Here is a 17,108-nt window from a genome sequence, read left to right as displayed (position 1 = left end):
AAGGGGGGCGGTGCGGTTACTCGGCGGCTTCCCGGCCGGGCAGGAAGATGACCGCCACCAGCCCCAGACCCACCGCCGCCCCGACGAGCTGCATACCGATGAAGCCGGCGACCGAGCCCGGCGCGATGCCCGCGAAGGTGTCCGTGAAGGCGCGGCCCACGGTCACCGCCGGGTTGGCGAAGGAGGTGGAGGAGGTGAACCAGTACGCGGCACCGATGTACGAGGCGACGGCCAACGGCGCGAACCGCAGCCGGTCGGTGCGGGCGAGGCCGAAGATCAGCAGGATCAGGCCGGCGGTCGCGACCACCTCGCCCAGCAGCAGATGCCCGGCGGAACGGTCGTGCGTGGACCACTTCACCAGCGGCTCACCGAACATGGCGTCGGCCAGTACGGCGCCCGCGATCGCGCCGACGATCTGCGCGGGGACGTACACGGCCGCCTCACGCGAGGTCACCCCCGCCGCGCCACGCCGGGCGGTCCACCACTCGGCGAGGGTGACAGCCGGGTTGAAGTGCGCGCCGGAGACCGGCCCCAGCAGGGCGATGAGCACGCCGAGGCCGAAGACGGTGGCCAGGGAGTTGGCCATCAGCTGCACGCCGACGTCCTGTGTCAGCCGGGTGGCCTGGATGCCGGAGCCGACCACGACCGCGACGAGCGCCGCCGTGCCGACCAGTTCGGCGGCGGCCCTGGAGATCAGCGGGGGCTTGCGGTCCCGGGTCCCGGCGTGCCCGGCGGTCGCGATGGCCTCGATGGCCTCGGTACGAGTCACGGGCAGGCCCTCTTCTTGTCGGCGGCGGTACGGGCGGACTCGGCCAGGTCGCTGAACCGATCGGCGAGCGAGGCGATGACGTCCGGCTTGAGCCGGTAGTAGGTGTACCGGCCGCACGGCTCCGTCTCCACGACCCCGGCCTCGCGCAGCACTCTGAGGTGGTTGGAGAGGTTGGTCTGGCGAGCGCCCGTCTCCTCCACCAGGTGGGTGGTGCACAGCGTCTCTTTGGCGAGCAGGGTCACGATCCGGATCCTGAGCGGGTCGGCCAGCACCCGGATCAGGTCAGTGTCGACTGACGTCATCATGTACTGATACTTTCACATCAGCGGTGACTGATACCACCGACAGACAAGAGAGAGACCTCCCATGTCCGACAAGCCCTCCGTGCTCTTCGTCTGCGTCCACAACGCGGGCCGCTCCCAGATGGCCGCCGCATGGCTGTCCCACCTGGCCGGGGACCGCGTCGAGGTCCGCTCCGCCGGCTCCGCCCCGGCCGACCAGGTCAACCCGGCCGCCGTCGAGGCCATGCGGGAGGTCGGCATCGACATCTCCGCCGAGACGCCGAAGATCCTCACCGTCGACGCGGTCAAGGAGTCCGACGTCTGCGTCACCATGGGCTGCGGCGACACCTGCCCCGTCTTCCCCGGCAAGCGCTACCTGGACTGGAAGCTGGACGACCCGGCCGGCCAGGGCGTCGCGGCCGTACGACCGATCCGCGACGACATCAAGAAGCTCGTCGAGGGCCTGATCGAAGAGATCGCACCGGAGCGGCCCGAGGCCACCGCGTGAGCGGTGGGTGCATCGTCAGCTGACAGGTTCTTCAAAGGTTCTTCATCCGCTCCGGCCTACGGTCGGCCTGCCCTTCGCGGTCGTGGAGGGGGTAGGGCCGGAGAGCGGGAGGAACCATGCGGGTGGAGCGGCTTCGGGGGGCTGTGGTGGCCGCCGTGGCGGCGTTCGTGGTGGTGGGGTGTGGGGGCGGTGGTGACGAGGGCGCGAAGGTGCCCACGGCCCACGGTGGTGGTGCGAGTACGGCGGCCGGACAGAGCGGCGCGGGCGACGTCGCCGCGTACGTGGAAGGGCGGCGCGCGTACGCGAAGTGTCCACCCGCACCTCGAAACGCGCGGTGTCCAGCTCCACCTCGCCGGCCCGCAGCACCGCGGGCTCGGCGGCCCTCTTCGAGCGGCGCAGCAACGCCCGTACGCGCGCGGTCAGTTCGCGGGGGCTGTACGGCTTGGTGAGGTAGTCGTCGGCGCCGAGGTCGAGGCCGAGGACCATGTCCTCCTCGGTCGTCCGGGCCGTGAGCAGCAGGATCGGCACGTCCGACTCGGCGCGCAGGATGCGGCAGACGTCGAGCCCGTCGACCAGCGGCAGCATCACGTCCAGCACGATCAGGTCCGGCCCGACCGAGCGGGCCCGCTCCAGGGCCGGGCGGCCGTCGGCCACGACCTGCACCGCGTTGCCCTCCCGCTCCAGATAGACCCGGATCAGCCGTGACTGCTTCGCGTCGGCCTCCGCGACCAGAATCCGCGCGCCCACCGACTCTCCCCCGTACAGCCCGTCAAGGTCCTCGCCCTTTCCGGAACCGTAATACAGCGGTCGGCCTCCCGGGCCCCCGTCGGCCCGTCCAGCGGGGGCGGCTTCCGTAGCATGTGCTGCGTGACCGGCCGTACTGCGCAGCTCCGCTCCCCGCGATCGCCCCGAGGGCGATGGCGGGCGGCACTGCTGCTCGGCCTGGCGCTGGGGCTGCTGGCGATGTGCGGCCTGAGCTCGGTCGGGGCCGGTGCGCAGCGGTCGTACGACCACTCGGCACAGGCCCGGACGGCGGTGGACGGCGGCCACCATTCCGCGCACACCGTGATGGCGGTGGACGGCGGCCACCCCTCCGCGCACACCGGGACGGCGATGGGCGGCGACGCGCCCCCCTGCCACCGCGACGGCGGCCCCGCCGATCACGCCGACGCCGGGTGCGCGTCCGGTGCCGTGGGTACGGGGCCGGTCCTCCCGGCGCCGCTGCCCGACCCCGCCGGCACCCTCCCGCCCGCCCACGGCGGCCCCGGCGTCCACGCCCCCCACCCCGACGACGGCCGGGCGCCGCCCACGCTCGCGGAACTGCAACTCCTGCGGATCTAGGAGAGGACCCTCCCTCACCGTTCTCTCCCACCCGCACCTCGCAGGAGTCCCCTCACCATGAAGATCCGTTCCCGTGCCGCCGGCGCCGTCATCGCGGCCGCCCTCACCGTCGTACTCACCGCGTGCTCCTCCGACACGGACACCGACACGCACGCCGACACCGACACGCACGCCGACACCGGCACCGACACCCACACCCACGCCTCCTCCGACATCGCCGTCAGCCATGTCCACGGCCTGGGCATCGACCCGGCCGACGGGCGCCTGTACGTCGCCACCCACGAGGGCGTGATCGCCGTGGCCGACGACGGCGACGCGCGGCGGGTCGGTGACACGGCCGACTACATGGGCTTCACCGTCGTCGGCCCGAAGACCTTCCTCGGCAGCGGTCACCCCGCCGAGGGCAGCGACGACCACGGCAACCGCGGGCTGATCCAGTCCACCGACGCCGGAAGGACGTGGAAGACGCTCTCCCTGGGCGGCACCACCGACTTCCACTCACTGGAGTACGCGCACGACACCGTCTACGGCTACGACAGCACCCGCGGCCGCCTCCGTGTCAGCACCGACCGGACCAGCTGGGACGACCGCGCCGAGCTCAGCGCCCTGGACATCGCCGTGAGCCCCGAGGACCGGGACGTCGTGCTGGCGACCACGCAGGACGGGGTCGCCCGGAGCACCGACGGCGGCCGCACCTTCGCCGCCGGCTCCGGCCAGGTCCTCGCCCACCTCTCCTGGCCCGCGCCCGGCGCGCTCTACGGCCTCGACCTCACCGGCGGCCTGCACCGCAGCACCGACGGCGGGACCACCTGGCAGAGGACCGGCACCGTCCCCGGCGGCCGCCCCCAGGCGCTGACCGCCACGGACGCCGAGCGGGTGCTGGCCGCCACCCAGGACGGGGTGTACGAGTCCCGGGACGGCGGCGCCACCTTCACCAGGCGCCTGGACACGACGTCGTGAGCGGCGGCCACCGCCGCACCCTGGGCGCACTGGTTCGACACGTGTCAACATAGACATATGCCAAACATCAAGGCGCTGCCGCTGCTGGAGCTCCGGGCCCCCGAGACCCCCGAGGCCCCCGAGACCCCCGAGGCCGCAGCGCCGTGCTGCCCGCCGCTGACCGAGCGGACGCTCACCCGCGAGGAGGCGGAGCTGACGGCGCGGATGTTCAAGGCGCTCGGCGATCCGGTCCGGCTGCGGCTGTTCTCGGCGGTGGCCTCGGCGGCGGGCGGCGAGGCGTGCGTCTGCGACATCTCCGACGTCGGGGTCTCCCAGCCGACCGTCTCCCACCACCTGAAGAAGCTCAAGGAGGCCGGCCTGCTCACCTCCGAGCGGCGCGGCACCTGGGTGTACTACAGGGTGGAGCCGTCCGTGGTCGCCGCGATGGGCCGGATCCTCGGCTCCCCGGGCTGAGACGCGGTGAGCCCGGGCAGCGGCTAGCCGTTCCAGCTCTCGTCGTACGGATCGTGCGGCACCGGCACCGGTGTCGCCGCCGTCACCTCGAAGTACGGGATCGGGCCGTCGTTCACCGGGTCGGTGGTCCTGCGGGGCGTGTAGGTGCCGGTGACCCGCAGCCAGGTGTCCGGCTGGAGCACCGGCGGGACCGCGCCGGTCAGCGCGACCTTGATCGGCTGGGCGTCGGCGGCGCAGCAGCTGAGGGCCATCCGCACCAGGTAGGGGGCGCCCGCGTCGTCCAGGGCGACGAAGCCGGTGATCTCGATGCGGCGGCCGGTCAGGGTGCGGCCCTCGTCGTAGATCGCCCGGCCCGCGTAGTCCATCACGCTCAGCCGCAGCGGGTCGGCGGCGGGCAGCGCCGGGTAGGCGATCGGCTCCTGGAGCGCCGTCCCGGTGCGGGTCGCGCTGTACGAGCCCAGGGCCGGCGGCGCCACCAGGACCAGCGCGAGGACGGGCAGGACCAGCAGCCAGGAGACCCGGGGTTCACCGTGCCGGTGGCCATGCCCATGCCCATGGCCGTGCCCCTGCCCGTGCGCTGCCTGCTCCTCCCCCGCCTTCCTCCCGTACCACAGCGACGCCACCGCCGCCGCCACCAGCACCGCCCCCGCCACCAGCACCAGCGGCCGCAGCCCCGTCTTCACGTACCGCAGATACAGGTCCGTGGTCCCGGCGTGCAGCAGGGACGCACCGAGCAGGAACAGGACCGCCGTCTGGGACTGCCGGTTCACAGCAGCACCGCCCCGACGCCCACCGACACCACGACCGCCAGGACGAACGTCAGCGGCGCGAAACGCACCGCGAAGGCCCGGCCGAAGGTCCCCGTCTGCATCGCGAACAGCTTCAGGTCGACCACTGGCCCCACCACCAGGAAGGTCAGCCGCGCCGTCAGGGAGAACTGGGTCAGGGAGGCGGCCACGAACGCGTCCGCCTCCGAGCAGATCGACAGGACGACGGCGAGCGCCGCCAGCGCCAGGACCGACAGCACGGGATGGTCCGCCGCCGCGCGCAGCCAGCTGTCCGGGGCCGCCGCCTTCAGCGTGGCCGCCGCCATCGCGCCCACCACCAGGAAGCCGCCCGCGTGCATCACGTCGTGCCGCACCGAGTCCCAGAACGCCTCGCCCTTCGTGCGGCCCTCACGCGCCCGGTGCCCGCGCGGGCGCAGCAGGTCGGCGCGGCCGGTGCGGTGCCACAGCCAGCCCATCGCGCACGCCGTCAACAGGCCGGCCGCGAGCCGGGCCACGACCATCTCCGGGTCGCGCGGGAAGGCCACCGCCGTCGCCGTCAGCACCACCGGGTTGATCGCCGGCGCCGACAGCAGGAAGGCCAGGGCCGCCGCCGGGGTCACCCCGCGCCGCACCAGCGCCCCCGCCACCGGCACCGACGCGCACTCGCAGCCCGGCAGCACCGCCCCCGCCGCCCCGGCCACCGGCACCGCCAGCGCGGGCCGGGCCGGCAGGGCGCGCGCGAAGAACGACGGCGGCACGTACACCGCGATCGCCGCCGACAGCAGCACGCCCAGCACCAGGAACGGCAGCGCCTGCACCACCACCGCCACGAACACCGTCGTCCAGCTCTGCATCACCGGAGCGGACAGCGCCCGCCGGATCGGGCTCTGGAGGAGGAACAGCAGGAGGAGGAGGAGCGTCAGGGTCAGCGGCGAGGTGACCCGCCCGCCGCCGGGCGGACTCCCCTCCGGCGGGGCCGCCTTGGTCATGGCCACGGTTCGGGCACCTCCGGGTCGCCGCCTGTACTCCTCCCCTCCACTACGACGGCGAGTGCGCGTCCGTTCAGCCGGCCAGGTGCCGCGCCGCGAAGTCCAGCTCCAGGCCGACCTGCTTGATCCGCTCGTCGACCACCAGCGAGCCGTGCCCGGCGTCGTACCGGTACACCTCGTGCACCGCGCCGCGCGCCTCCAGGCGCTTCACGTAGTTGTCGATCTGGCGGATCGGGCAGCGCGGGTCGTTCACCCCGGCCGAGATGTACACCGGGGCCTTCACCTGGTCCACGTACGTCAGCGGGGACGACGCCTCGAACCGCTCGGGGACCTCCTCGGGGGTGCCGCCGAGGAGCGTGCGGTCCATGGCCTTCAGCGCCTCCATCTCGTCGTGGTACGCGGTGACGTAGTCCGCGACGGGCACCGCGGCGATGCCGAGCGTCCACGCGTCGGGCTGGGTGCCGAGGCCGAGGAGGGTGAGGTAGCCGCCCCAGGAGCCGCCGGTGAGGATCAGCCGGGCGGGGTCGGCGAGCCCGGAGGAGACGGCCCACTCACGCACCGCCGCGATGTCCTCCAGCTCGATCAGGCCCACGCGGTACTTCAGCGCGTCCGTCCAGGCGCGGCCGTAGCCGGTGGAGCCGCGGTAGTTGACCCGGATCACCGCGTACCCGTGGTCCACCCAGGCCGCCGGGCCCGCCGCGAAGGAGTCGCTGTCGTGCCAGGTGGGACCGCCGTGGATGTCGAACACGGTCGGGAGGGGTCCCGTGGCCCCGGCCGGCCGCTGCAGCAGGGCGTGGATGCGGCCGCCCGGGCCGTCCACCCACACGTCCTCCACCGGCACCGACCCCGGCGACCTCATGCCGGGCGGGTCCAGCACCACGCCGCCCGTCGTCGAGCGCACGGCCGACGGCTCGGCGGCCGACGACCACAGGTACTCCACGCTGCCGTCGGGCCGGGCCGTCGCACCGGACACCGTGCCCGGCGGGGTGGGGACCCGCTCCAGCGCGCCGCTCGCCAGGTCGTAGCGGAACAGCTCGCTGCGGGCCTCGAAGCTGTGCGCGATCAGCAGCCCGCTGCCGTCCGCGTACCACTCGGCGCTCACATCGCCGGGCAGGTCCAGCGCCAGGTCGGTCTGCTCGCCGGTCGCCACGTCCCACACCAGCGGCTCCCAGCGGCCGCGCCGCTGGTGTCCGATGAGCAGCCGGGTGTCCCCGTCGACCGGGGCGAAGCCGAGCACCTCCAGGCCCAGCTCCTTGGTGCCGCCCTCGGTGTCGTCCAGCTCGGCGACCGTGGTGCCGTCGAGGCGCAGGACGCGCAGCGCCGAGTGCATCGCGTCGCCGTGCTCGGTGTGTTCGATGACCAGCAGCGAGCCGTCGTGCGACAGGTCGCCGACGCCGGCCGACTCCCGGTGCCGGTAGATCTCCACGGGTCCCTCACCGGCCCGGGCCAGATGGATGGTCGTGCCGTCCTCGTCCGTCGACCGGCCGACCACGGCCGTGCCGCCGTCGCGCCCCAGGGCCAGCCCCGCCGGATAGGACGGGTCCAGGCCCGGCACCGCCAGCTCGTCCTCGCCGCCCGTGAAGGGCTGACGCCGCCAGACGCCGAACTCGTCGCCGTCCTTGTCGTCGAACCACCAGATCCAGGCGCCGTCCGGGGAGAGCACGCCGTCCGTCGTGCCGTTCGCCCGGTTCGTCACCTGACGCTGCTCACCCGTGGCGCGGTCCCACGCGTACAGCTCGTACGTCCCCGTCGCGTTGGACACGAACAGGGAGTGGGCCGGCGCGTCCTCGGCCCAGTCCGGCAGCGACACCCGGGGCGCCCGAAAGCGCTTCTCCCAGTCCGGCATCCGATCGTCCCGCTCAGGCGCGCCCGCCCCGTTGCTCTCAGTCATGCCCCCATACTGCCCGCTGCCGAGGACAATCCGCTGCCGAGCCCCTCAGCCTGTGGACAACTGGACCCCTGTGGACAACCGCCCCCACCTGAACGGGGCTCCCCGAGGGCCCCGTACCGTTGACCCCGTGTACCGGTTCCTCCTCACCCCCCGCTGGTGGGGCATCAACGTCTTCGTCCTGCTCGCCATCCCCTTCTGCGTCTACATGGGCTCCTGGCAGCTGAGCCGCTTCGAGGCGCGCGTCGACGACCACCGCACCGCCGAGACACAGGCCACGGAGAACCGCAGGGAGCCCGCCCGCCCTCTCGCCGACCTCCTCCCCGTGGACAAGGCGACGTCCGGCAGGCAGGTCACCGCGACCGGCACCTACGGCGACCAGCTGCTCGTCCCGGACCGCACGCTGGACGGCAGGACCGGCTTCTACGTCCTCACCCTCCTGCACACCGACACCGGCAAGGCGGTCCCCGTCGTCCGCGGCTGGCTCCCCGGCACCGCCGACCGGGCCGAGGCCCCCGCCCCGCCCACCGGCGAGGTGACCGTGACCGGCGCCCTGCAGGCGTCCGAGAACCCCGGCGAGAACGGCGTGAGCGCCCGCGGCGGCCTGCCCGACGGCCAGACAGCGGCGATCAGCGCGGCCACGCTGGTCAACCTGGTGCCGTACGACCTCTACGACGCGTGGATCACCCTGACCACCGCCGACTCGGGGATGACGGCGGTCCCCGCGACCGCGCCCAACGGCACCGGCCTGGACCTGAAGGCGTTCCAGAACCTCGGCTACACCGGCGAGTGGTTCGTCTTCGCGGGCTTCGTGGTGTTCATGTGGTTCCGGCTGTTCCGCCGCGAGGTGGAGTTCCTCAGGGACGCGGCGCTCGGCATCACGGAGGACACCGAGCGCACCCCGGACTACGACGAGGCCAGCACGCCCGTCCGGTAGATCGTCCCCGCGCAGGCGTTCGACACGGTGGCGGACACCGTCGGTCCGCCCTCGGCCGGCGTGTACGTCACGGTGACGCTGCCGTCGGCCGTGCCGTCCTCCCTGATCAGCTGGGGTGACGTGCCGGTCGTGCCGGAGGAGGCGGAGCCGTCGGCGCTGTTGGTCTGGCCGGTCGGGCTGGGGCTGGGCGAGGAGCCGCCGCCCGTGTCACCGCTGCCCGTGTCACCACCGCCGGTGCCGCTGCCGCCGCCGCTGTCGGTGGGGCAGCTCTCCGACGGCACCCAGCCGAACTTCACCTCGTACGCCGAGCCGGGCGCCAGGACCAGCCGGGCCACGTACAGCGACGGGTCGGGCAGGTTGGCCGCCGGGCCGCCGGAGACATGCTCGGCCACCGTGATCTTCGCGGCGTCCGCGGCGCCCTGCGTGGTGGGCGTCAGCGCGACCTTGCCGCTGACGGCGCAGCTGTCGGCGGAGACGTTGAGGACCCGGAAGGTGCCGTAGACCGTGCCGGCCGCGTCGGGCACGTCCACGCCGGCGGACGCGGACCCGAGCTGCTGCACCGTGCAGGCGGGGACGTCCGCCGGGGAGGTGGCGGCCGGGTCGGCGCCGCTGGAGGAGCCGGTGGCCGCGCCTGAGTCCTTGCCCTCGTCGGTGCCGGTGCCGCTGCTCTTGCCCTGGTCGGCGCTCTGTCCGGCGCCGCCGGTGGTGCCGGAGGCGTCGCCGTCGGATCCCGTGGGGTCGCCGGCGCCGCCCTGGGTCTGGGACGCCTGGCCGGCGATGGACGGGTTGGCGGTGGAGCCGCCGGAGTTCGACACGTGCACCAGGGCGGGCACGGCGGTGCCGACGAAGATCGCGGCGGCCGCCATGCCGACGACGGCCTGGCGCTTACGGGCCCGGCGGGCGGGGACTGCCCTGCGGAGGTGTTCGAGGGTGCCGTCGCGCGGCTCCATCTCACCCACCGCGTGGTGCAGCATGCGGCGCAGCGCCAGCTCGTCCGAGTCGAGCCCGTCGGGGCCCTGGTCGTCGAGGTGGTGGTTCACGGTTCCGTTCCCAGCGTGCGAGTACTTCGGGTCCTGCTCATACGGCGGCTCGTACTGCGGCTCGTGGCGCCGTGCGTCGTCTCCGGTCCTGCCGCTCACTTCGCCGCCCCCATCGTCTTGCGCAGGGCGGCGATACCGCGCGAACCGTACGCCTTGACGGAGCCGAGCGAGATGCCGAGGGTCTCGGCGACCTGGGCCTCGGTCATGTCGGCGAAGTAGCGCAGGACGAGCACCTCGCGCTGGCGGCGCTGCAGGCCCTTCATCGCCTTGATGAGGGAGTCGCGCTCCAGCTGGTCGTACGCGCCCTCCTCGGCGCTCGCCATGTCCGGCATCGGCTTGGACAGCAGCTTCAGGCCGAGGATGCGGCGGCGCAGCGCGGACCGGGAGAGGTTGACGACCGTCTGCCGCAGATAGGCGAGGGTCTTCTCGGGGTCACGGACGCGTTTGCGCGCGGAGTGCACGCGGATGAACGCCTCCTGGACGACGTCCTCGCAGGAGGCGGTGTCGTCGAGCAGGAGGGCGGCGAGTCCGAGCAGCGAGCGGTAGTGCGCGCGGTAGGTCTCGGTGAGGTGGTCGACGGTGGTACCCGCCGCCACGATCTCCGCGGCGCCGTCACGCGGACTGGGAATGCGGGCGGGCCGCGCTGCGGGCATGGGCGCGATCACCGGCATGCCACCGGGTGCCCCGGCCACGCGGGGTCGGACGATCCGCCGGGCCGGCCGCAGAGCCGTGCCTCGGGTCGCCGCAGAGAAGTCGAGTACCTCAGCCACGCCAGTTGGACACACGTACCCCTGCTGGGGTTGTACTCGGGCAGCGCTTTTCCGTCGCGGGTTCTGCTGCCGCGCAGCACCACCGCCGACGCGCCTCTTCTCCTCATTCGCCCCGCTTCTTCCCCTATGACCCGAAGGACCGGACGTCCCCACGTCCGGCACGGCGCCCCCTACGCACCGCAAAGACGCTCCCCGTCCCCCGCGCGGTTGCGGGAGACGGGGAGTCGAAAACCTGTGCGTGAATCTTACAAACGTTTTATCAGCCCTGGCGAAGTCCTGACGAAGTCCTGACCAGGAATCACCGCTCCGCCGCGACCAGCTCCGCGATCTGCGCGGTGTTCAGCGCCGCGCCCTTGCGCAGGTTGTCCCCGCAGACGAAGAGCTCCAGCGCCGTCGGATCGTCGAGGGCCCGGCGCACCCGGCCCACCCAGGTCGGATCGGTGCCGACCACGTCCGCGGGCGTGGGGAACTCACCGGCCTCCGGGTTGTCGAAGAGGACCACGCCGGGCGCGGTGGCGAGGATCTCGCGGGCCCGGTCGACGGTGACCTCGTCCTGGAAGCGGGCGTGCACGGTGAGCGAGTGCCCGGTGATCACCGGCACCCGCACACAGGTCACGGCGACCGGCAGCCGCGGCAGACCGAGGATCTTGCGGGACTCGTCCCGCACCTTCATCTCCTCCGAGGACCAGCCGTCCGCCCGCGCCGATCCGGCCCACGGTACGACGTTCAGCGCGACCGGCTCCGGGAACGGCCCGGTGTCGTCCCCGACGGCCCGGCGCACATCACCCGGGCTGGTCCCCAGCTCCGTACCGGCGACCAGGGACAGCTGCCGGCGCAGGGTGTCGACGCCCGCCCGGCCCGCCCCGCTGACCGCCTGGTACGACGACACCACCAGCTCACGCAGCGAGAACTGCGCGTGCAGCGCGCCCAGGGCGACGATCATCGACAGGGTGGTGCAGTGGGGGTTGGCGATGATCCCGCGCGGCCTGATCCGTGCCGTGTGCGGGTTGACCTCGGGCACCACGAGCGGCACGTCCGGGTCCATCCGGAAGGCGCCCGAGTTGTCGACGACGACCGCGCCGCGCGCGGCGGCGATCGGCGCCCACTGGGCCGCGACCTCCTCGGGGACGTCGAACATCGCGAGGTCGACCCCGTCGAAGGACTCCTCCGACAGGGCCACCACCTCGACCTCCTCACCGCGCACGGTCAGCTTGCGGCCGGCCGAGCGCGGGGAGGCGATCAGCCGGATCTCGCCCCAGATGTCCGCACGGTGGGACAGGATCTGGAGCATGACCCGGCCGACGGCCCCCGTCGCTCCGACCACCGCGAGCGTCGGCCTGGCGGTCCGCCCGGTGATCCCGGACATCAGCGGCCGGTGCCTCCGTAGACGACGGCCTCGTCGCTGTCGGAGTCCAGCCCGAAGGCGGTGTGCACGGCGCGCACGGCCTCGTTGACGTCGTCGGCGCGGGTGACCACCGAGATACGGATCTCGGAGGTCGAGATCAGCTCGATGTTCACGCCGGCGTCGGACAGGGCCGTGAAGAAGTCGGCCGTGACGCCCGGGTTGGTCTTCATCCCCGCGCCGACCAGCGAGATCTTGCCGATCTGGTCGTCGTAGCGCAGTGACTCGAAGCCGATGCCGGCCCGGTTCTTCTCCAGGGCGTCTATGGCCTTGCGGCCCTCGGCCTTGGGCAGGGTGAAGGAGATGTCCGTCAGACCGGTGGAGGCGGCGGACACGTTCTGCACGATCATGTCGATGTTGATCTCGGCGTCCGAGATCGTGCGGAAGATCGCGGCGGCCTCGCCCGGCTTGTCCGGCACGCCGACGACCGTGATCTTGGCCTCGGAGGTGTCGTGCGCGACACCGGAGATGATGGCCTGCTCCACCTTCTTGTCCCCTTGCGTAATCGGCTCGCTGCTGACCCAGGTCCCCTGCAGTCCGCTGAAGCTGGACCGGACGTGGATCGGGATGTTGTAGCGACGGGCGTACTCCACACAGCGGTGGAGCAGCACCTTCGACCCGGAGCTGGCCAGCTCCAGCATGTCCTCGAAGGAGATCCAGTCGATCTTCTTCGCCTTCTTCACCACGCGCGGGTCGGCGGTGAACACGCCGTCGACGTCGGTGTAGATCTCGCAGACCTCGGCGTCCAGCGCCGCCGCGAGCGCGACGGCGGTCGTGTCGGACCCACCCCGGCCCAGCGTGGTGATGTCCTTCTTGTCCTGGCTGACGCCCTGGAACCCGGCGACGATGGCGATGTTGCCCTGGTCGATGGATTCACGGATCCGGCCCGGTGTGACGTCGATGATCCGGGCTTTGTTGTGGACCGAGTCGGTGATGACGCCTGCCTGGCTGCCGGTGAAGGACTGGGCCTCGTGGCCCAGGTTTTTGATCGCCATGGCCAGCAGGGCCATGGAGATACGCTCCCCGGCGGTCAGCAGCATGTCGAACTCACGCCCGGCAGGCATCGGAGACACCTGCTCGGCGAGATCGATCAGCTCGTCCGTCGTGTCGCCCATCGCGGAAACGACCACGACCACCTGGTGGCCGTTCTTCTTCGCTTCCACGATCCGCTTGGCGACGCGCTTGATGCCCTCGGCATCGGCTACGGAGGAGCCTCCGTACTTCTGCACGACAAGGCCCACGTGCGCTCCTCGCTCAGTTTGTCGATTGCCCGATCAGTCTAACGAGCGTCCGAAATTCCCCTCTGGGATACCGCATGGTGAGACCTGCGGTCGACGCTCGGGGATGTACCCGCCGGTGTCCCTGCCCAAAGTCACGCGAGTGATGGCTGTTCATTAACTTTCAAGCTCTAGTGTTGGCATGTGCGCGTACTCCTGGTCGAAGACGACGAACCGGTAGCCCAGTCACTGCGGCGCGGCCTCAAGCGCTACGGCTTCGAGGTCGACTGGGTCACGACGGGCGCCGCCGCGCTGGCCCACACCGCCCCCTGTGACGTCGTACTCCTCGACCTCGGCCTGCCCGACACCGACGGCCTCGACGTCTGCAAGGCGCTGCGCTCACGCGGTGACGTCCCGATCATCGTGATCAGCGCCCGCAGCGACGAGACGGACCGGGTGGTCGGGCTTGAGCTGGGCGCCGACGACTACGTCTCCAAGCCGTTCGGGGTGCGTGAGGTCATCGCCCGAATACGGGCCGTGATGCGGCGCGTCCAGCCGCGTACGGCGGAAGCGTCGACGCTCGATCGGTACGGCGCCCGTCTGACCGTCGACCGCAAGGCGGCCCGGGTGCACGTCGACGGCCAGGAGATCGCCCTGGCACCCAAGGAGTACGACCTGCTGGCCTTCCTCACCGAGGAGCCGGGCGCGCTGATGACGCGTGAGCAGATCATGGAGGCCGTCTGGGACGCCAACTGGTTCGGCCCGACCAAGACGCTGGACGTGCACGTGGCGGCGCTGCGGCGCAAGCTCGCGGGGGTCATCAGCATCGAGGCGGTGCGGGGGGTCGGCTTCCGGCTGGAGATCGTCGGGGGCGGCGCGGCGGGCAGTCCCGCGTCATGATCCGGCAGCTCATCCTCAGCTACGTCCTGCTGGTGGCCGTGGCGATCGGCCTGTTCACCGTCCCGGTCGCCTTCACGCTCACCGACCAGCTGCGCGACGACACCGAGCTGTCGGTCAGACGCGAGGCGACGACGATGGCGCTGCTGCTGGGCAACGGCGACCAGGCGTCCTGCCAGGCGCTGACCGAGATGGCCCGCGCCTACGTCGAGGAGACCAGGGACCGGGTCGAGGTGACGGCCACCGACCGCTGCGCGCCGGAACTGCCCCGCCCGCGCCGGGACGCGGCCCTGACCAAGGCCGTCTCGCAGAACGCCCCCACCACCGACTGGGGCTCGGACTTCATCTGGGGCAAGGAACTCGTGATCACCGTCCCGGCGCGGCAGCAGGGACAGCCGGTGGGCGCGGTCCGGATCGTCTACTCCACCGACGGCCTCACCGGCCGCCTGTGGACGATCTGGGGCTTCCGGGCGGGCCTCGCGGTCGCCGTCCTCGGCGTCGCCGCGGCGATCGGCGCCGTCGTCGCCCGCCGGCTGACCCGGCCCCTGCGCCAGCTCAACGACATGGCGAGCAAGTTCAGCGACGGCGACCTGACCGCCCGCTCCCCCGTCACCGGCCCCCAGGAGACCCAGACGCTCGCCCGCACCCTGAATCAGGGCGCGGAACGCCTGGAGACCCTGGTCGCGGCCCAGCGGATCTTCGTCGCGGACGCGTCGCACCAGCTGCGTACTCCGCTGACGGCGTTGCGCCTGTCCCTGGACAACATCGCCGACGGCGTCGACGACGAGTTCGTCCACGAGGACGTGGAGCAGGCGACGGCGGAGGTGGTCCGGATGAGCCGCCTGGTCAACGACCTGCTGGTACTGGCCCGCGCGGAGGCGAAGGTGTCCGTCGCGGAACCCCTGCCCCTGCTGGACATCATCGCCGAACGCCTGTCGGTGTGGAGGCCGGCCGCCGACGAGCGCGGAGTCACCATCGCGCTCAGGGGGAGTGCCGACGACCGGCCGCTCGTGTCGGCCAGCCCCGGTCATCTGGACCAGGTGCTGGACAACGTGCTCTCGAACGCCCTGGAGGTCTCACCGGACGGCGCGACGATCACCGTCCGGGTGGAGTCCGGCCCCCGCGAGGTCGTGCTGTCGATCCTCGACAAGGGCCCGGGCATGTCCGACGCGGAGAAGTCCCGCGCCTTCGACCGCTTCTGGCGCGGCCAGGGCCTCACCGGGCGCTCCGGCTCGGGCCTCGGCCTGGCCGTCGTCAAACAACTGGTGACGGACGACGGCGGCACGGTGAAGCTGGGGGACGCGCCCGGAGGCGGCCTGTGCGTCTCGATCAGCCTTCGGGCATCTTCGAGGAGTGGTGGTTGACGATCCGCCACTCCCCGCCCCGCTTCTCGTACTCATAGGTGTAGCGGGCCTTGACCACGCTCTTCGCACCGGTCTCGTGGTCGGTGAGCGCGAACTCGTAGACACCGGCGTCGAGGGCGGAGTCGCCGTCGAGAACGTTGATGTGACTCTCGAGCTTCTTCCCGACCGGCTTGTTCTCCAGGAAGTGCTCGAAGTAGTCGACGATGCCGGCCCGGTCGGTACGGACCCTGTTCGACACGGTCGGCAGCAGCACCGCGTCGCTCGCGTACAGGTCGGCCACCTTCTGCGGGTCACCGGTCTCCAGCGCCGCGTTCCAGTCGTCGAACAGAGCGGCGATCTCCTGCTCCGTCACCTTCTTCTTCCCGCCGTACCACGAGGGTCCGGCGACGGCCGCCCCCGCGGTGAAGGTACCGACGGCGACGACAGCCGCGACGGTGACGACGGCCGCGCGCTTGCCTATGGAACGACTGGAACGACGGGTCATGCGCATCTCCTGCGGTGTGCGGGCTTGATGACCCAAGACTCCCGTCACACCGGTTAACGCCCGTCCAGGCGCCGTACAGCGCTCGTCCAAGAACCTCCCAATCCTCAGGACGCCAGGTCCTTGAGGGCAGCCGTCTCCAGGGTGATGTTCACCGGATCCGGAAGCGTGACCGTGGCCCCGAACGGCAGCTTCTCCTCACGCCGGTACCGGCCGTCCTGCGGCTGGTTGAAGACGACGACGGAGCACTCGTCCCGGTCGATCAGGAGGTACACGGGGATGCCCGCGGCGGCATAACCGTCGGGCTTCTCGACTCGGTCGCGGTGGTGGGTGTCCGAGTCGTGGGACGTGACTTCCACCGCCATGAGTACGCCCGCCGCTTCGGACCAGTCCCCGTGGCCTGTCGGGAATCCGAACGGGGCGAGCACACCGTCCGGGCGGGCTCGCCCCTTGCGATACTTCTCGACCCTCATGCCGCGGTCCCCGTACAGCCACAGCTCGGGACGGTGCTGCATGCACAGCCGCTGCAACCAGGCAATGATCTGGTCGTGGTTGCCATCGGTCACGGGCTTGACCTGGACCCTCCCGTTGATGAACTCCAACCGCACGTTCTCCGGGGCGTGGCGTTCCAGTTCCTCGAACTCCTCGACGGTCATCTGCGGCCGGTGCCCGGTCCTGGGGGTCATGGCGTCGCCTCCTCGACACCATGATGCCCCGACCGGCGCGTCCTGCACGCTCATCGCGCGCGCTCCACGCTGGGACGCAGGCCGCCGGCGGCGCGCACCTCGGCCGCGCGGCGGGCGACGTCCACCACCTCGTACACGTGGTGGGCGGACTTCGCCCGCGAACGGCCGCGAGGGCGGCGATCAGGAGGGCGAGGACGCTGCATACGGCAGGACGAGGACCGGGTCCAATATGCGTGATCCTGGGTCAATGTGCAGGTCACGACGGTGGCTTGGCAATTCCCGAGTCGGCCGAGTCGGCCCACTCGGGGCCTGAGCCGGTCGAGTGCGGGGTGGGTGGGAGATGACGCAGGGGCGGCGC

Annotated in this window: 19 protein-coding genes; 7 read left to right on the top strand and 12 right to left on the bottom strand. The window is 72.0% G+C overall.

Annotated elements, in window-relative coordinates; genetic code table 11:
* Positions 1–16: 16 nt before the first annotated feature.
* Entirely contained in the window at positions 17–751 is a 735-nt protein-coding gene (locus ACH5AC_RS08010; RefSeq protein ID WP_398860925.1) for an aquaporin, read from the bottom strand.
* A gap of 14 nt (positions 752–765) precedes the next feature.
* Positions 766–1,074 carry an ArsR/SmtB family transcription factor gene (locus ACH5AC_RS08005; RefSeq protein WP_398860831.1) on the bottom strand — a complete coding sequence of 103 codons (309 nt, stop codon included), beginning with the start codon at positions 1,072–1,074 and terminating at the stop codon, positions 766–768.
* Between the two features lie 61 nt (positions 1,075–1,135).
* On the opposite strand from ACH5AC_RS08005, the gene ACH5AC_RS08000 reads away from it, so the two are divergent.
* Entirely contained in the window at positions 1,136–1,558 is a 423-nt protein-coding gene (locus ACH5AC_RS08000) for an arsenate reductase ArsC (RefSeq protein ID WP_398860830.1), read from the top strand.
* A gap of 42 nt (positions 1,559–1,600) precedes the next feature.
* Here the strand turns inward: ACH5AC_RS08000 and ACH5AC_RS07995 are convergent, their stop codons facing one another.
* Entirely contained in the window at positions 1,601–2,305 is a 705-nt protein-coding gene (locus tag ACH5AC_RS07995) for a response regulator transcription factor (RefSeq protein WP_398860829.1), read from the bottom strand.
* A gap of 120 nt (positions 2,306–2,425) precedes the next feature.
* On the opposite strand from ACH5AC_RS07995, the gene ACH5AC_RS07990 reads away from it, so the two are divergent.
* Genes ACH5AC_RS07990 through ACH5AC_RS07980 form a run of 3 tightly spaced genes read left to right on the top strand, consistent with a single transcriptional unit; the run spans position 2,426 to position 4,312 of the window.
* The gene (locus ACH5AC_RS07990) at positions 2,426–2,899 is read left to right on the top strand and encodes a DUF6153 family protein (RefSeq protein WP_398860828.1); all 474 of its coding nucleotides are present in this window, start codon (positions 2,426–2,428) and stop codon (positions 2,897–2,899) included.
* A gap of 57 nt (positions 2,900–2,956) precedes the next feature.
* Positions 2,957–3,859 carry a F510_1955 family glycosylhydrolase gene (locus ACH5AC_RS07985; protein ID WP_398860827.1) on the top strand — a complete coding sequence of 301 codons (903 nt, stop codon included), beginning with the start codon at positions 2,957–2,959 and terminating at the stop codon, positions 3,857–3,859.
* Between the two features lie 57 nt (positions 3,860–3,916).
* Positions 3,917–4,312 carry an ArsR/SmtB family transcription factor gene (locus ACH5AC_RS07980; RefSeq protein WP_398860826.1) on the top strand — a complete coding sequence of 132 codons (396 nt, stop codon included), beginning with the start codon at positions 3,917–3,919 and terminating at the stop codon, positions 4,310–4,312.
* A 23-nt stretch (positions 4,313–4,335) separates the two neighbouring features.
* Here the strand turns inward: ACH5AC_RS07980 and ACH5AC_RS07975 are convergent, their stop codons facing one another.
* The 3 genes from ACH5AC_RS07975 to ACH5AC_RS07965 form a co-directional block, all read right to left on the bottom strand.
* On the bottom strand, positions 4,336–5,082 hold the full coding sequence (locus ACH5AC_RS07975) for a TIGR03943 family putative permease subunit (RefSeq protein WP_398860825.1): 747 nt from the start codon (positions 5,080–5,082) through the stop codon (positions 4,336–4,338).
* Positions 5,079–6,074, bottom strand: coding sequence for a permease (locus ACH5AC_RS07970; RefSeq protein ID WP_398860824.1), 996 nt, complete (start codon positions 6,072–6,074; stop codon positions 5,079–5,081). Before ACH5AC_RS07970 ends, ACH5AC_RS07975 begins: the two co-directional genes overlap by 4 nt.
* A 67-nt stretch (positions 6,075–6,141) precedes the next feature.
* Positions 6,142–7,959 carry a prolyl oligopeptidase family serine peptidase gene (locus ACH5AC_RS07965; RefSeq protein WP_398860823.1) on the bottom strand — a complete coding sequence of 606 codons (1,818 nt, stop codon included), beginning with the start codon at positions 7,957–7,959 and terminating at the stop codon, positions 6,142–6,144.
* Positions 7,960–8,086: 127 nt separating this feature from the next.
* On the opposite strand from ACH5AC_RS07965, the gene ACH5AC_RS07960 reads away from it, so the two are divergent.
* The gene (locus tag ACH5AC_RS07960; RefSeq protein WP_398860822.1) at positions 8,087–8,893 is read left to right on the top strand and encodes an SURF1 family protein; all 807 of its coding nucleotides are present in this window, start codon (positions 8,087–8,089) and stop codon (positions 8,891–8,893) included.
* Here the strand turns inward: ACH5AC_RS07960 and ACH5AC_RS07955 are convergent.
* From ACH5AC_RS07955 to ACH5AC_RS07940, 4 genes are all read right to left on the bottom strand, one after another.
* Positions 8,863–10,032, bottom strand: a complete 1,170-nt coding sequence (locus ACH5AC_RS07955; RefSeq protein ID WP_398860821.1) for a hypothetical protein — start codon at positions 10,030–10,032, stop codon at positions 8,863–8,865. The genes ACH5AC_RS07960 and ACH5AC_RS07955 overlap by 31 nt on opposite strands.
* Positions 10,029–10,703, bottom strand: a complete 675-nt coding sequence (locus ACH5AC_RS07950) for a SigE family RNA polymerase sigma factor (RefSeq protein ID WP_398860820.1) — start codon at positions 10,701–10,703, stop codon at positions 10,029–10,031. Before ACH5AC_RS07950 ends, ACH5AC_RS07955 begins: the two co-directional genes overlap by 4 nt.
* 298 nt (positions 10,704–11,001) lie before the next feature.
* A complete protein-coding gene (locus ACH5AC_RS07945; RefSeq protein WP_398860819.1) occupies positions 11,002–12,069 on the bottom strand; it encodes an aspartate-semialdehyde dehydrogenase in 1,068 nt (355 codons plus the stop codon).
* On the bottom strand, positions 12,069–13,346 hold the full coding sequence (locus ACH5AC_RS07940) for an aspartate kinase (RefSeq protein WP_398860818.1): 1,278 nt from the start codon (positions 13,344–13,346) through the stop codon (positions 12,069–12,071). The genes ACH5AC_RS07945 and ACH5AC_RS07940 overlap by 1 nt, the downstream gene beginning before the upstream one ends.
* Positions 13,347–13,526: 180 nt before the next feature.
* Here ACH5AC_RS07940 and ACH5AC_RS07935 point away from each other — a divergent pair, with 180 nt between their 5' ends.
* Together ACH5AC_RS07935 and ACH5AC_RS07930 are read left to right on the top strand one after the other, a co-directional pair.
* The gene (locus ACH5AC_RS07935) at positions 13,527–14,222 is read left to right on the top strand and encodes a response regulator transcription factor (protein WP_398860817.1); all 696 of its coding nucleotides are present in this window, start codon (positions 13,527–13,529) and stop codon (positions 14,220–14,222) included.
* Positions 14,219–15,583: an ATP-binding protein gene (locus tag ACH5AC_RS07930; protein ID WP_398860816.1), complete on the top strand. Its 1,365-nt coding sequence runs from the start codon at positions 14,219–14,221 to the stop codon at positions 15,581–15,583. The genes ACH5AC_RS07935 and ACH5AC_RS07930 overlap by 4 nt, the downstream gene beginning before the upstream one ends.
* Here the strand turns inward: ACH5AC_RS07930 and ACH5AC_RS07925 are convergent.
* On the bottom strand, positions 15,549–16,067 hold the full coding sequence (locus ACH5AC_RS07925; protein WP_398860815.1) for an SgcJ/EcaC family oxidoreductase: 519 nt from the start codon (positions 16,065–16,067) through the stop codon (positions 15,549–15,551). The genes ACH5AC_RS07930 and ACH5AC_RS07925 overlap by 35 nt on opposite strands.
* Before the next feature lie 104 nt (positions 16,068–16,171).
* Positions 16,172–16,750 (bottom strand): Uma2 family endonuclease, encoded by a 579-nt coding sequence (locus ACH5AC_RS07920; protein ID WP_398860814.1) that lies wholly within the window; start codon positions 16,748–16,750, stop codon positions 16,172–16,174.
* Positions 16,751–17,108: the final 358 nt, after the last annotated feature.

The sequence above is a fragment of the Streptomyces sp. NPDC018693 genome, from assembly GCF_044391385.1.
Taxonomy (GTDB): domain Bacteria; phylum Actinomycetota; class Actinomycetes; order Streptomycetales; family Streptomycetaceae; genus Streptomyces.
This window is presented reverse-complemented; position numbering and strand designations above follow the sequence as displayed.